The organism is Pseudomonas sp. Marseille-Q7302 (genome assembly GCF_965111925.1).
Genome location: NZ_CBCOPK010000001.1, coordinates 572,523 through 585,578 on the forward strand (window position 1 = coordinate 572,523; position 13,056 = coordinate 585,578).

The 13,056-nt window shown below is 64.9% G+C and carries 11 protein-coding genes; 1 reads left to right on the forward strand and 10 read right to left on the reverse strand.

Going from position 1 to position 13,056, the window contains the following annotated elements:
- Positions 1-108: 108 nt before the first annotated feature.
- The 8 genes from pgi to ACWPW1_RS02780 all read right to left on the reverse strand — a co-directional run bounded on the left by pgi (position 109) and on the right by ACWPW1_RS02780 (position 10,971).
- Positions 109-1,773 (reverse strand): glucose-6-phosphate isomerase, encoded by a 1,665-nt coding sequence (gene pgi / locus ACWPW1_RS02745; RefSeq protein ID WP_059313329.1) that lies wholly within the window; start codon positions 1,771-1,773, stop codon positions 109-111.
- Positions 1,774-1,954: 181 nt separating this feature from the next.
- On the reverse strand, positions 1,955-2,812 hold the full coding sequence (gene panC / locus ACWPW1_RS02750) for a pantoate--beta-alanine ligase (RefSeq protein WP_434775648.1): 858 nt from the start codon (positions 2,810-2,812) through the stop codon (positions 1,955-1,957).
- Positions 2,809-3,609, reverse strand: coding sequence for a 3-methyl-2-oxobutanoate hydroxymethyltransferase (panB, locus tag ACWPW1_RS02755; protein ID WP_323148436.1), 801 nt, complete (start codon positions 3,607-3,609; stop codon positions 2,809-2,811). Before panB ends, panC begins: the two co-directional genes overlap by 4 nt.
- A gap of 127 nt (positions 3,610-3,736) precedes the next feature.
- Positions 3,737-4,237: a 2-amino-4-hydroxy-6-hydroxymethyldihydropteridine diphosphokinase gene (folK, locus tag ACWPW1_RS02760; protein WP_454252312.1), complete on the reverse strand. Its 501-nt coding sequence runs from the start codon at positions 4,235-4,237 to the stop codon at positions 3,737-3,739.
- A complete protein-coding gene (locus ACWPW1_RS02765; RefSeq protein WP_454252313.1) occupies positions 4,237-5,628 on the reverse strand; it encodes a polynucleotide adenylyltransferase PcnB in 1,392 nt (463 codons plus the stop codon). Before ACWPW1_RS02765 ends, folK begins: the two co-directional genes overlap by 1 nt.
- A 703-nt stretch (positions 5,629-6,331) precedes the next feature.
- Positions 6,332-7,747, reverse strand: coding sequence for a sigma 54-interacting transcriptional regulator (locus tag ACWPW1_RS02770; protein WP_434775649.1), 1,416 nt, complete (start codon positions 7,745-7,747; stop codon positions 6,332-6,334).
- Between the two features lie 115 nt (positions 7,748-7,862).
- Entirely contained in the window at positions 7,863-10,811 is a 2,949-nt protein-coding gene (locus ACWPW1_RS02775) for a sodium:solute symporter family transporter (RefSeq protein WP_434775650.1), read from the reverse strand.
- Entirely contained in the window at positions 10,795-10,971 is a 177-nt protein-coding gene (locus ACWPW1_RS02780; protein ID WP_007159707.1) for a hypothetical protein, read from the reverse strand. The genes ACWPW1_RS02775 and ACWPW1_RS02780 overlap by 17 nt, the downstream gene beginning before the upstream one ends.
- A 104-nt stretch (positions 10,972-11,075) precedes the next feature.
- Here ACWPW1_RS02780 and ACWPW1_RS02785 point away from each other — a divergent pair, with 104 nt between their 5' ends.
- The gene (locus ACWPW1_RS02785) at positions 11,076-11,492 is read left to right on the forward strand and encodes a VOC family protein (protein ID WP_059313336.1); all 417 of its coding nucleotides are present in this window, start codon (positions 11,076-11,078) and stop codon (positions 11,490-11,492) included.
- On the opposite strand, the gene gluQRS is transcribed toward ACWPW1_RS02785, so the two are convergent.
- Entirely contained in the window at positions 11,489-12,379 is an 891-nt protein-coding gene (gene gluQRS, locus ACWPW1_RS02790; RefSeq protein ID WP_434775651.1) for a tRNA glutamyl-Q(34) synthetase GluQRS, read from the reverse strand. The genes ACWPW1_RS02785 and gluQRS overlap by 4 nt on opposite strands.
- A 68-nt stretch (positions 12,380-12,447) precedes the next feature.
- Positions 12,448-12,891, reverse strand: coding sequence for an RNA polymerase-binding protein DksA (gene dksA, locus ACWPW1_RS02795; RefSeq protein WP_059313338.1), 444 nt, complete (start codon positions 12,889-12,891; stop codon positions 12,448-12,450).
- Positions 12,892-13,056: the final 165 nt, after the last annotated feature.

Here is a 13,056-nt window from a genome sequence, read left to right on the forward strand (position 1 = left end):
GGTGTTGTTGTGCTCCTAGTTTAGGCCCGGATGGCCCGATGGGGTTCAGCGGGAGGATAAAACGAAAAAAGCGCCGCAGAGCGGCGCTTTTCGAGAGAGCAGAGGCGATCAGCCGCGGTGACGACCGCGGAAGTAATCAATGAGGCCCTGGGTCGAACCATCGTCAGCCTTGCCTTCGCTACGGCCGATGATGTGCTGGTAGACATCCTTGCCCAGCTCCTTGCCCAGTTCGACGCCCCACTGGTCGAAGCAGTTGATGCCCCAGATGACGCTCTGCACGAACACCTTGTGCTCGTACAGCGCCACCAGCGCGCCCAGGCGCCGCGGCGAGATGCGCTCCAGCACCAGGGTGTTGCTCGGACGGTTGCCCGGAATCACCTTGTGCGGCGCCAGCTTGGCGATCTCGGCTTCACCCATGCCCTTCTCGCGCAGTTCCTTCTCGGCTTCCTCGCGGGTCTTGCCCAGCATCAGCGCCTGGCTCTGCGACAGGCAGTTGGCATAGAGCCATTGCTGGTGATCGGCCACCGGGTTGTGGCTCACCACCGGCACGATGAAGTCACCGGGGATCAGTTGGGTGCCCTGGTGGAGCAGCTGGTGGTAGGCGTGCTGACCGTTGCAGCCGACGCCGCCCCAGATCACCGGACCGGTTTCCATGCTCACCGGCGAGCCGTCCTGACGCACGCTCTTGCCGTTGGACTCCATGTCCAGCTGCTGCAGGTGCTTCACGAAGTTACGCAGGTGGTGGTCGTAGGGCAGGATCGCGTGGCTGGTCGCGCCCCAGAAGTTGCCATACCAGACCCCGAGCAGGCCCAGCAGCACCGGCATGTTCTCTTCGAAGGGCGCGCTGGTGAAATGCTGGTCCATGGCATAGGCGCCGGCCAGCAGGTCCTTGAAGTTGGACATGCCGATGGCCAGGGCGATGGGCAGGCCGATGGCCGACCACAGCGAGTAGCGCCCGCCGACCCAGTCCCACATGGGAAAGATGTTCTCTTCGGCGATGCCGAATTCCACCGCCATCTTGACGTTGCTGGAGACGGCGATGAAGTGCTTGTGCAGCTCCGGCTCCGGGCAGCCCTGGGCCAGGCACCAGGCGCGCGCGGCCTGGGCGTTCTTCAGCGTCTCCAGGGTACCGAAGGACTTGGAGGAGACGATGAACAGGGTGGTGTCGGCGGCGAGCTTGGAGGTCACCTCGCGGAATTCGCTGCCATCGATGTTGGCCAGGTAGTGGCAACGTACGCCGCGCTGGGTGAAGGGCACCAGCGCCTCGGACACCAGCTGCGGGCCGAGGAAGGAACCACCGATGCCGATATTGACCACGTCGGTGATCGGCTTCTCGGTGTAGCCGCGCCAGAGGCCGTTGTGGATGCGGGTAACCAGCGCGGTCATCTGGTTCAGGACCCGATGCACCTCGGGCATGATGTCCTGACCGTCGATCTCGACGCTGTCGCCTACCGGACGGCGCAGTGCGGTGTGCAGCGCGGGGCGATGTTCGGACGAGTTGACGTAGGCACCGTCGAACAGGGTGCGGATGGCGCCTTCCAAGCCCGCTTCGCGGGCCAGGTTCACCAGCAGCTCACGGGTCTGCTCGGTGATGAGATTCTTGGAATAGTCGAGGAACAGACCACTGGTGTTCAGGGAGAACTGCGTGAACCGCTGCGGGTCGGCGGCAAAGGCGTCGCGCATGCGAAAGTTCTGCATGGCCTTGCGGTGCTCTTGCAGCGCTTTCCAGGAGGCGAGCTGGGTCACGTCGAGGGGATGTTGATAGTACTCCATGGGTAGGCTTTTCCTTGGTGGCTCTTGTTTGCTGTTGTGCCCCACAAGCCGGTGGCTTGCAAGGGAAAGTCGGCTGCCGCTCGACGCCTGACGTGGCGCCGCGCTTCGAGCATGAAAAAGCCCGGTATGTTCCGGGCTTCCAGGGTCTGAGCAGGTTTGGGTGAGCTAACCTTCGGTTGCATCACACTCGGGGCCTGCGGCGAAAGCTCAGGTTGTCGATCAGGCGGGTCTGACCAAGGTAGGCCGCCACCAATAGGACCAGCTCGCGGGCATCTGGTCCGACCGGTTGCAGACTCGACTGCTCGCGCAACTCCAGGTAATCGACTTTAAGCCCCTGAGCTTGCAGTTCGGCGACACCCGCGGCCAGGACCGGCTCTATCACGGCGCCAGCGGCAAGCTGATCGGCCAGGCGCCTGAGCAGGCTGTACAGGCAGGGCGCACTGGCGCGCTGACCGTCATCGAGATAGCCGTTGCGCGATGACAGGGCCAGGCCATCGGTGGCCCGTACCGTGGGTTGGGCAACGATCTCGATGGGCATGTCCAGGTCCTGGACCAGCTTGCGGATCACCGCCAGCTGCTGATAGTCCTTTTCGCCAAAGACCGCCACGTCCGGTTGCGCCATCTGGAAGAGCTTGGTGACCACGGTCGCCACGCCTTCGAAATGGCCAGGACGGCGGGCGCCGCAGAGGCCTTCGGACACACCCGGCACCTTCACCCGGGTCAGGCCGTCCATGCCATTGGGATACATCTCGCCAACCGCCGGCGCGAACAGCAGGTCGCAATGGGCCTCGTTCAGCTGACGGCTGTCTTCCGCGAGGGTGCGCGGATAGGTGTCCAGATCCTCGCCGGCTCCGAACTGCAGTGGATTGACGAAGATGCTCGCCACCACGAAGTCGGCGTGCTGGCGGGCGGTATCCACCAGGGCGATGTGGCCAGCGTGCAGGTTGCCCATGGTCGGCACCAGGCCGATGCGTAGACCCTGACGGCGCGCGGCGGCAACGGCGGCGCGCAATTCGCGGACGCTATGGACCGTCTTCATGCGGAAAATCCATGTTCGGGAGCGGGAAAGCTGCCGTCCTTGACGGCGGCGACATAGGCCGCCAGGGCAGCCTGGATGCTATCCTGACCGGCCATGAAATTGCGCACGAACTTCGGCGTGCGGCCACGCAGGGCCAGGCCGAGCATGTCGTGCAGCACCAGCACCTGGCCATCGGTGGCGGGGCCGGCGCCGATGCCGATCACCGGTACCCGGGCGGCCCGGGTGATTTCCTCGGCCAGCGCCGAAGGTACGCACTCCAGCAGCAGCATGGCCGCGCCGGCTTCTTCCAGCTCGCGAGCGGCATCGCGCAGCTGCTGAGCCCGTAGCGGGTCACGCCCCTGCACCTTGAAGCCACCGAAGACATTCACCGACTGGGGCGTCAGGCCCAGGTGGGCGCAGACCGGTACGCCATTGGCGGCCAGACGGCGAATCGGCTCGGCCAGCCAGGCGTCACCCTCGAGCTTGACCATCTGCGCGCCTGCCTGCATCAGGCGGCCGGCGCTGGTCAGGGTCTGTTCCAGGGTGGCATAGGTCATGAACGACAGGTCAGCGACGATGAAGGCACCGGCATGGCCACGCTTGACGCAGGCGGTGTGGTAGACCATGTCGTCGAGGGTCACCGGCAGGGTGCTGTCGTGACCCTGCAGCACCATGCCGAGAGAATCGCCGATGAGCAGCATCTCGACGCCGGCTTGGCTGGCGGCCTGGGCGAAGGTGGCATCGTAGGCGGTCAGCATGGCGATCTTTTCGCCACGCTGCTTGAGCCCCTGAAGGGTCGTGAGGCTGATATCAGGCATGCAAGGGTCCTCGTGGGACGGCGCTATGGTTGTTGTCTGGCGCCGCGGGCGCGGGTCGGCCGCGCGAAAACGGCTGCTATAGTCCCGGCGCATCCGGCACAAGTCAATGCTCGGTGTTACTGGTGTGTTACCGGGTAGGTAACGACGCTACCAGTCGCTCCAGACCTTCGAAAGGGCAGGCGGACAGCAGGTCTGGCAGGCGGCGGCCGTCGGGCAGTTGCAGCTCGGGCGCAAGGTCTGCCAGCGGATAGAGCACGAAGGCGCGGGCCTGCAGATGGTAATGGGGGACCTGCAGACGTGGCTCGTCGATCAGCCGTTCGCCAAACAGCAGGATGTCGATGTCCAGGGTCCGCGGACCCCAGCGTTCATCCTTGCGCACGCGGCCTTGCTGCTGCTCGATGGCCTGGGTGGCGTCGAGCAGCGCCAGGGGCGCGAGGCAAGTATCCAGGGCCGCGACGGCATTGACATAGCGCGGCTGGTCGGGCGGTCCCAGGGGGTCGCTGGCATAGAAGGCGGAGACCGCGACGAGCTGGCTAGCGGGCAGCTGGGCCAGGGCTTCCAGGGCCGCGTCCAGCTGCCGCCGGGGCTCGGCCAGGTTGCTGCCCAGGCCGAGATAGGCCCGTTCCATCATTCGTCGCCGGCCGTGGGGGCGTCCGAGGTGCGCCGCTTGCGATTGCTGCCGCCACGACGACGGCGCTTGGCGGGCGCACCGTCTTCCCGGCTGAGGTTCTTGATCATCTCGCGCCGCTGGCTGTCGCCGACTTCCTGATAGCGCGTCCACCATTCACCGAGTCCGCCGGTTTCCTCACCTGCGCTCTCGCGCAGCAGCAAGAAGTCATAACCGGCGCGGAAGCGTGGATTCTCCAGCAGCTGATCGGCGCGTTTGCCCTGACGGCGGGGCAGGCGTTCCTGCATGTCCCAGATCTCGCGCATGGGCATGGTGAAGCGCTTGGGCACGGCGGTGCGCTGGCACTGCTGCAGGGTCAGGTCGTGAGCGGCTTCCTGCATCGCTGGAATCGGCGGCAGACCACGCTCCTGATGATGACGGACGCGCTCGGGCAGCGCCGGCCAGAGCAGGGCCGCGAACAGGAAGGCCGGAGTGACCGGTTTGCCTTCGCGGATGCGGGTGTCGGTGTTGGCCAGCGCCTGCCGGATCAGCGTACCGGCGTACTCCGGATCGCGCTCCAGGGCTTCGCCGCTGGCAGGGAACAGTGGAGCGAACAGGCCGTACTGACAGAGCAACTCGAAGGTGCGCTCCGCCTTGCCGCCAAGCAGCAGCTTGATGATCTCGTCGTACAGCCGCGGCGCCGGAATGTCGCGCAGCAACGGCGCCAGGCGGCTGATGGGTTCGGCGGTAGCCGTCTCGATCTGGAAATCCAGCTTGGCGGCGAAGCGTACGGCCCTGAGCATCCGTACCGGATCTTCCAGGTAGCGCTGCTCGGGATCGCCGATCAGGCGGATCTGGCGCAGGCGGATGTCCTGGGCGCCGTTGGCGTAGTCGAGGATGCGCTCGCCACTGGCATCGTAGTAGAGCGCATTGATGGTGAAATCGCGTCGCTCGGCATCCTGTTCCTGGTTGCCGTAGATGTTGTCGCGCAGGATCCGGCCGCTTTCATGGCGTGAGCCCTGGGCCTCGTCCTCGGCGTCACCGGTGGGATGATTGGCGCGGAAGGTCGCGACCTCGATGATTTCTCGACCGAAATGCACGTGAACCAGCTTGAAGCGGCGGCCGATCACCCGGGCGTTACGGAATTCAGCGCGCACCTGCTCGGGCGTGGCGCTGGTGGCGACATCGAAATCCTTGGGCTCGAAACCAAGCAGCAGGTCGCGGACGCAGCCGCCGACCAGGTAGGCCTGATAACCCGCTTTTTCCAGTCGATCAACGACGCTCAGGGCGTGACGACTGATTCGCTCTCGTTCCAGAGCATGCTGACTGCGGGACAATTCGATGGGCAAGGCAGGCGCGGACGGAGTACGTCGCAGGGGCGAGCGCAGGGTCTGGATCAGCTTCTTCAGCATGCGAGTTTCTGTTTGGAGAGACGGCTATACGCAATCTGGGCACGAATTGATGCCATTGCGCAATAGATAAGGAGGGGATCTTGAACGAGGGAGGGGAGGCTGTCAAAGGCACTGGGGGAGCCGAAGCTCCCCCCCAAAGTGGTACGTGCTTTGTTTTTATTGTTTATCCAGACCTTTTGTTTTTCTTGTGTGGTCTGTCCCGTGCGGATACCGGCCGCCGGAAAGGCTCTGAAGTCTAGAGCCAAGAGCAAACGGATTACTTTGGAAGCTGAGGTCGTCAGGATCATTCCTGCAGTGCCTGGTACGGGTGCTGCCTTGGGGCAGTTTTGTTGTTCTCTGTCCTGACATCGCGCGGAGCATCCCGCAAGACGACTCTTCTCCAAAATGATCAGTTAGCTACGCCTCCGCCTGCTTGTTCTTGTTGTGCTGGAGTCGCTACGTCTTGTTTTTGTTATGGAGTGAGATACGTTTTTATTGTTGTTGTGCCAGAACATAAAGCAGATGCCGTGCCAGTTTTAAAAAAGCCTTTAATTTCAGTGGCTTGGAAAAAATGTAGCCCTTTTGCCTAATGGCTACAGGCGTATTTTCGTTACCGCTGAACCCGCTTCCTGTTACGGCGGTAACACATTGCAAAGGATGTGCAGGGGAGAGGAGGGGGTGTTACCGCGGGGCGCCGCGAAGAATCACGCGCCCCTGGCCAGCCTCAGCTGGCGTCGCTGCTGGCGCTGGCCTTGCGCCGGGGGATGCCCAGGCGCTGACGTCGTTCCCACAGGCACTTGCGACTGACACCGAGCTTGCGGGCCAGCTCGGTCTCGGTCATGTGGTCCTGGTGTTCGAGCACGAAATGCTGGAAGTAGTCCTCCAGCGACAGATCCTCGGTGGGCTCATGGGCGCCATTGCCATTGCCCAGGCCAGAGGTGGGTAGCGGATCCAGATAGCTGTCGGCCAGGTCCAGCTCGCCGAGCTCGACATCGATGCCCAGCTGATCGGCGTTGATTTCCTGCCCTTCGCTGAGGATCACCGAGCGCTCGATGGCGTTCTCCAGTTCGCGCACGTTCCCCGGCCAGGTGTAATGGCGGATGGCGGCTTCGGCCTCGGCACCGAACTTGAGCCCCGGACGACTCATGCGCGCCGATTGGCGGGCGAGGAATACCCGAGCGATCTCCATGACATCGCCGCTGCGTTCGCGCAGGGCCGGCAGTCGCAGGGAGATGACATTGAGGCGATAGAAGAGGTCTTCGCGGAACTGGCCGATCTTGGCCAGGCCCTTGAGGTCCCGGTGGGTCGCAGCGATCAGGCGCACATCGACCTTTTGCGACTGCACCGAGCCGACGCGGCGGATCTCGCCCTCCTGCAACACGCGCAGCAGGCGTGCCTGGGCTTCCAGTGGCAGTTCGCCGATCTCGTCGAGAAACAGGGTGCCGCCGTCGGCCGCTTCCACCAGGCCGGTGCGGCTGGCGCTGGCACCGGTGAAGGCGCCTTTTTCGTGGCCGAAGAGTTCGGATTCGATCAGGGTTTCGGGAATGGCCGCGCAGTTGACCGAGATCAGCGGCGCCTTGGCGCGCCGCGACAGGTTGTGCAGGGCGCGCGCCACCAGCTCCTTGCCGGTACCCGATTCGCCCTGGATGAGCACGGTGGAATCGGTGGGGGCGACCTTGCGGATCTTGCCGAAGAGATCCTGCATCGGTGCGCAGTTACCGATGATGCCGATCTCGCCGGTGGCCGGCGGCGGCGTGACGCTTTCCTCGGCGGTAACCGCTGGGCGCTGCTCACGCTCTACCAGGATGCGTGCTACCGCCTGCAGCATCTCGTCGTGATCGAAGGGCTTGGCGATGTAGTCCACCGCACCCTGCTTCATGGAGTCGACCGCCGATCTCAGGCTGGCGTAGCTGGTCATGATCAGTACCGGCTTGCCCTTGGCGAGATCGATCATCTCGGTGCCGGGCGCGCCAGGGAGACGCAGATCGCTGATGACGAGATCGAAGCTGGGTACGTCGTAGAGGTCCTGGGCTTCCTGCACGGAACCGGCCTCGCTGACGCGGAACTGGTTGCGCTCGAGCAGGCGCCGCAGCGCCGAGCGGATGATCTTCTCGTCTTCGACAATCAGGATATGGGCCATCAAGTGCGCTCTCTTACGGGAAGGCAAGACAACCCACGCCAGGCAGCGTGTCTTGTCGCGGTCGTCTGGACTTCCGAATGCTTTAGCAGATCCATCCAGCAGGCGGATGGGTCCGTCACGGCGCCTCCGGCAACCCGAGATAGCGCGGCAGCAGTACCCGAATGCGGGTGCCCTGGCCGGTCACGGGGTCGGTAGGACTATCGATCATTATCTGACCATAATGCTCTTCTACGATGGAATAGACCAGCGCCAAGCCAAGCCCTGTCCCCTTGCCCGGATCCTTGGTGGTGAAGAAGGGTTCGAACAGGCGACTGATGATGGCTTTGGGGATGCCGCTGCCTTCGTCTTCGACGCTCAGGGACACGGTCTGGCCATGGGCTTCGCTGCGCACCCGGATCGGCGCACCGGCGGGAGAGGCGTCGCGGGCGTTGGATAGCAGGTTGATCATGACCTGCACCAGGCGCTGTGGATCGCCCTGCACGAAGTGCTCGGGATCGCAGAGGTTGAAGAAGTCGACGTCCACGCTCTGCCGGTTGAGCGAGAGCAGTGCGATGGCCTCCTGGGCCGCCTCGGCCACGCAGACCGGTTCGTGCGCCTGCTGGCGCCCGCCGGCATGGGCGAAGCTCATCAGCGACTGGACGATGCGGGTGATGCGGCGGGTCTGCTCGATGATCTGGCTGCTGATCTCGTCGATCTCCTCGTCCGCCTCACGCTCCTCGCGCAGATTCTGCGCCAGGCAGGCGATGCCGGTGACGGGATTGCCGATCTCGTGGGCCACGCCCGCTGCCAGGCGGCCGATGGAGGCGAGCCGCTCGGAATGGATCAGGCGGTCTTCCAGCAGTTGGGTCTCGCTGATGTCTTCCACCACCAGCACGGTGCCGTTGCTGCCCACCGCCAGGGGTTCGTCGATGGTCGCCTTGTGCAGGTTGAGCCAGCGCTGTTCGTGCTCCTGGGACAGGCGCTGCTTGTAGAGGTGCTGCTGCGCCGGCTCGGCGAGAAAGCGTTCGAACAGGTCCTGCCAGGGGTTGGGCAGGGCGCTCAGGCGCGAGCCCACCACCCGGGCGCCGTCGATGCCGGTGAGGTCTTCCATGGCACGGTTCCACATGAGGATCTCGCGGTCCCGGGCCAGGGAGCAGACGCCCATGGGCAATTCCTGCAGGGTCTGCCGGTGATAGCGGCGCAGGGCGTCCAGCTCGGCGGCAAGACCGGTCAGGCGCGACTGGTAGTCTTCCAGGCGGTTCTCGATGAAGTGGATGTCCTCGGTGGCATAGGCCTCGCTTTCCGCCTTGAAGGGCAGAAAGGTCTCGACGATGTCCTGGGCGACCCGCGGGCCCATCAGGCCGGACAGGTTGGCCTCGATGCGATCGCGCAGACGGCGCAGGGCATAAGGACGGCGCTCGTCGTAGGGCAGCAGCAGATCGGCCAGGGCCCGCTCGACCTCCTTCTGCGCGGTCTTGGCACCAAGCGGCTTGGCCAGCTGGGCAGCGAAGTCCTGGGGCGAGCTGGCTGCCAGTTCTCGGCGTTGCGGGCGGCGGACGTTGTCGACCGCGCAGGCTTCCGCGGCGCTCTTCTCTTCTTCGCTGGCCTCGGTGAAGAGCGAGACCAGGGCGAACACCAGCACGTTGACGGTCAGCGAGGCCACCGCGGCGAGGTGCCAGTTGCTGGCGCTGATGCGATAGCTGAAAACGCCGATGTGCAGCGGATTGATGTCGGCTACCAGCGGCATGAGCATGCTCAGGAACCACAGGCCCAGGCCGCACAGCAAGCCGGCGATGAAGCCCTTGCGATTGGCCGTCTGCCAGTAGAGCACCGAGAGCGCGCCGGGCAGGAACTGTACGGTGGCGACAAAGGAGACGATGCCCAGGCTGGAGAGATCGCCATGGCCCTGCAGCAGGCGATAGAAGCCGTAGCTGCCAAGGATGATGGCGGCGATCAGCATCCGGCGGGTCATGCGCAGCCAGCGATAGATGTTGCCGTCGGTGGGCGGCTGGTAGAGCGGCAGGACGATGTGGTTGAGCAGCATGCCCGACAGCGCCATGGTCACCACGATGATCAGGCCACTGGCCGCCGACAGGCCACCGACGAAGGCCACCAGCGCCAGCAGCGGATTGTCCAGCGCCAGGCCCACGCCGAGGGTGAAGTACTCCGGCGGCGTCGGCGAACCCAGCGCCAGGCCGCCCCAGAGAATTGGCGGCACCGCCAGGCTGATCAGCAGCAGGAACAGCGGCAGGCCCCAGCTGGCGCTGACCAGCGCCTGGGGACTGAGGTTCTCGGTGAAGGCCATGTGGTACATGTGCGGGGTGACGATGGCCGCGGCGAAGAACACCAGCAGCAGGATCCGCCAGGGACCTTCCTGCAGCGGGGTGTGCAGGGTGGAGAGGGCGCTCTGGTTCTGCTGCAGCCAGGTCTCCAGGCCGTTGGGCCCGCCGAACACGGTATAGAGGGTGACGCCGCCGACGATGCCCAGCGCCAGGAGCTTGACCAGGGACTCGAAGGCGATGGCCACCACCAGGCCTTCGTGGCGCTCCTTGGAGTTGATCTGGCGCGCGCCGAAGAGCATGGCGAAGAGGGTGATCAGCAGGCAGAAGCCCAGCGCCGGGGCGTCCTGAGCGCGGGCCTGCACCAGGATGCCCGTGCTGGTGGCCACCGCCTGGATCTGCAGCGCCAGGAGGGGTAGCACGGCGATCAGCATGCCTAGGCTGGTCAGGGCGCCTGCCCAGGTGCTGCGGAAGCGGAAGGCGAAGAGGTCGGCCAGGGACGCCAGCTGGTAGGCGCGGGTCAGCCGCAGGATGGGATAGAGCAGCACCGGCGCCAGCAGAAAGGCGCCGCACAGACCCAGGTAGTAGGCAAGAAAGCCGTAGCCGTAGTCGTAGGCCAGGCCCACGGTGCCATAGAACGCCCAGGCGCTGGCATAGACTCCCAGCGACAGGGTGTAGATCAGCGGGTGGCGCACCAGTCGGCGCGGCACCCAGCCCTTCTCGGTTATCCAGGCGACGCCAAAGAAGATCAGCAGGTAGCCGGCGCTGATCAGGACCAGTTGGGACAGACTAAAGCTCGTCGGCATCGCGCTGGCTCTGCAGGATGAAGGTCACCACGATGAGGATGAGCCACAGCAGGTAGGGGCGATACCAGGCACCGCTGGGAGCGATCCACCAATCCATGATGGCGGGGGAGAACAGATAGATGCCTACCACGAGGAGCAGGACCAGCCGGTAGATGTACATGCGCGGTTCCCGAACGGCGATGGCGCCATGGTAAAGCAAAAGCGGTGTACCCCGGAGCGTGACGGCTCTACCGTAAAGGCTTCTTTGCTCGCAGGAGAAAGACGATGACCAGACCCCGACTCGCTGCCGTGCTGGAAACCGCGCTCTACGCCGCCGATCTGCCCAAGGCGCGGCGCTTCTACGAGGAGGTGCTGGGACTGGCCCCGATGTTCGCCGATGAACGCCTGGCCGCCTACGCCGTGGGTGCCAGTGTCTTGCTGCTGTTCCAGCGGGGCACCACCGAGCAACCGGTCAGGCTGCCAGGCGGCTGCATTCCGCCCCATGGCGCACAGGGCTGCCAGCATCTGGCCCTGGCGATCGCAGCGGAAGAGCTGGAGCCTTGGGTCGTACAGCTGGAAGCGGCCGGGGTGCCCATCGAGGAGCGCACCCAGTGGCCGCGTGGTGCGGTCAGTCTGTATTTTCGCGATCCGGATGGGCATCTGCTGGAGTTGGCGACCCCCGGACTCTGGCCCAATTACTAGGCGGGCAACTGCGCCTCGGCCAGCTGGGACACCCGCGGGATCAGGCTGGCATCCCAGTGGGCGACGCCCCAGGCGAGTACGCTGGCGGGTGCTTCCTCGGCCAGCGCCGCGTGAGTCGGCTGGCCCAGGGTACGCAGGGCTCGCACCAGCAGCGCTCCGGCCTGTTCGGGTGGCAGCGGCGGCGAGCGATAGCGCTTGCCCAGCTTGTGCCCATCGGGCTGGATCAGTAGGGGGACGTGCAGATAGCGCGGCGCCGGGTGGCCGAGGAGTTCCTGCAGATAGAGCTGACGTGGCGTGGAGTCCAGCAGGTCGGCGCCGCGCACCACGTCGGTCATGCCCTGCAGGGCATCGTCCATCACCACGGCCAGCTGATAGGCGATCAGGCCATCGCGCCGCTGGATGACGAAGTCGCCCACCTCGCGGCCCAGGTGCTGGCGGAAGTCGCCCTGCACCCGGTCGGCGAAACGGTATTCCAGCTCGGGTACGCGGATGCGGATGGCGGCGCCCGTCTCTGGCAGGCCGCGATTGCGGCAGTGGCCGGGATAGAGGCCGGCAGTGCCTTCGAGCTGTTTGCGTGAGCAGTCGCAGGCATAGGCCAGGCCGCTGGCCAGCCATTGCGCGATGGTGGTGCGATAGGCGTCCAGGCGCTCGCTCTGGCGCAGCACCGGACCGTCCCAGTCGAAGCCATAGGCTTCCAGGGTGGTGAGGATGGCCGCCTGGGCGCCAGGGACCTCACGGGGTGGGTCCAGGTCCTCCATGCGCACCAGCCAGCGGCCACCCGCGGCACGGGCGTCGAGGTAGGAGGCGAGGGCGGCGACCAGGGAACCGAAGTGCAGATAGCCGCTGGGCGTAGGGGCGAAACGACCGACATAGGGGCGCCTGGACATAGCTCATCCTGTGAATGCCGGAAAGAACAAAGGGCGCCGTAGCGCCCTCGTCGGTGAGACCGTCGGACTCAGGTCCCGGTCTGCTTCTCGCGGATCTCGGCCAGCGTCTTGCAGTCGATGCACAGACTGGCAGTCGGACGGGCTTCCAGGCGACGGATACCGATTTCCACGCCGCAGGAGTCGCACCAGCCGTATTCGTTGTCTTCGATCAGCTGCAGCGTCTCGTCGATCTTCTTGATCAGCTTGCGCTCGCGGTCGCGGGCACGCAGTTCCAGGCTGAATTCCTCTTCCTGGGTCGCCCGATCGGCGGGGTCGGCGAAGTTGGCCGCTTCTTCCTTCATGTGGTGCACGGTGCGATCGACTTCTTCGCGTAGCTCCTGTTTCCACCTGTTCAGAATGGCGGTGAAGTGGGCGCGCATGCGCTCACTCATGTATTCCTCACCCTTGGCAGGCTGGTAGGGTTCGTAGCCACGGGCCAGATGATTGTTCTGCTGATTTGCTTCGCTGGGCATGATTGACCCTCTCACTTTCGCTGATCCTGTCCACAGGCTGGATGCGTCTCCAGGCCTCTCCATGATGGAACGCCCGGGGTCTGTGGCTGCCGATGGCGTCCCGCGCATTGCCGACGCCAGGCTGAATATGTTCTCGACTGGCCAGCCGCCCTGCGGATGCAAGCG

Coding starts and splice junctions, on each gene's coding strand:
- pgi (WP_059313329.1), bottom strand. CDS start 1,773: ATGGAGTACTATCAACATCCCCTCGACGTGACCCAGCTCGCCTCCTGG.
- panC (WP_434775648.1), bottom strand. CDS start 2,812: ATGAAGACGGTCCATAGCGTCCGCGAATTGCGCGCCGCCGTTGCCGCC.
- panB (WP_323148436.1), bottom strand. CDS start 3,609: ATGCCTGATATCAGCCTCACGACCCTTCAGGGGCTCAAGCAGCGTGGC.
- folK (WP_454252312.1), bottom strand. CDS start 4,237: ATGGAACGGGCCTATCTCGGCCTGGGCAGCAACCTGGCCGAGCCCCGG.
- ACWPW1_RS02765 (WP_454252313.1), bottom strand. CDS start 5,628: ATGCTGAAGAAGCTGATCCAGACCCTGCGCTCGCCCCTGCGACGTACT.
- ACWPW1_RS02770 (WP_434775649.1), bottom strand. CDS start 7,747: ATGGCCCATATCCTGATTGTCGAAGACGAGAAGATCATCCGCTCGGCG.
- ACWPW1_RS02775 (WP_434775650.1), bottom strand. CDS start 10,811: ATGCCGACGAGCTTTAGTCTGTCCCAACTGGTCCTGATCAGCGCCGGC.
- ACWPW1_RS02780 (WP_007159707.1), bottom strand. CDS start 10,971: ATGTACATCTACCGGCTGGTCCTGCTCCTCGTGGTAGGCATCTATCTG.
- ACWPW1_RS02785 (WP_059313336.1), top strand. CDS start 11,076: ATGACCAGACCCCGACTCGCTGCCGTGCTGGAAACCGCGCTCTACGCC.
- gluQRS (WP_434775651.1), bottom strand. CDS start 12,379: ATGTCCAGGCGCCCCTATGTCGGTCGTTTCGCCCCTACGCCCAGCGGC.
- dksA (WP_059313338.1), bottom strand. CDS start 12,891: ATGCCCAGCGAAGCAAATCAGCAGAACAATCATCTGGCCCGTGGCTAC.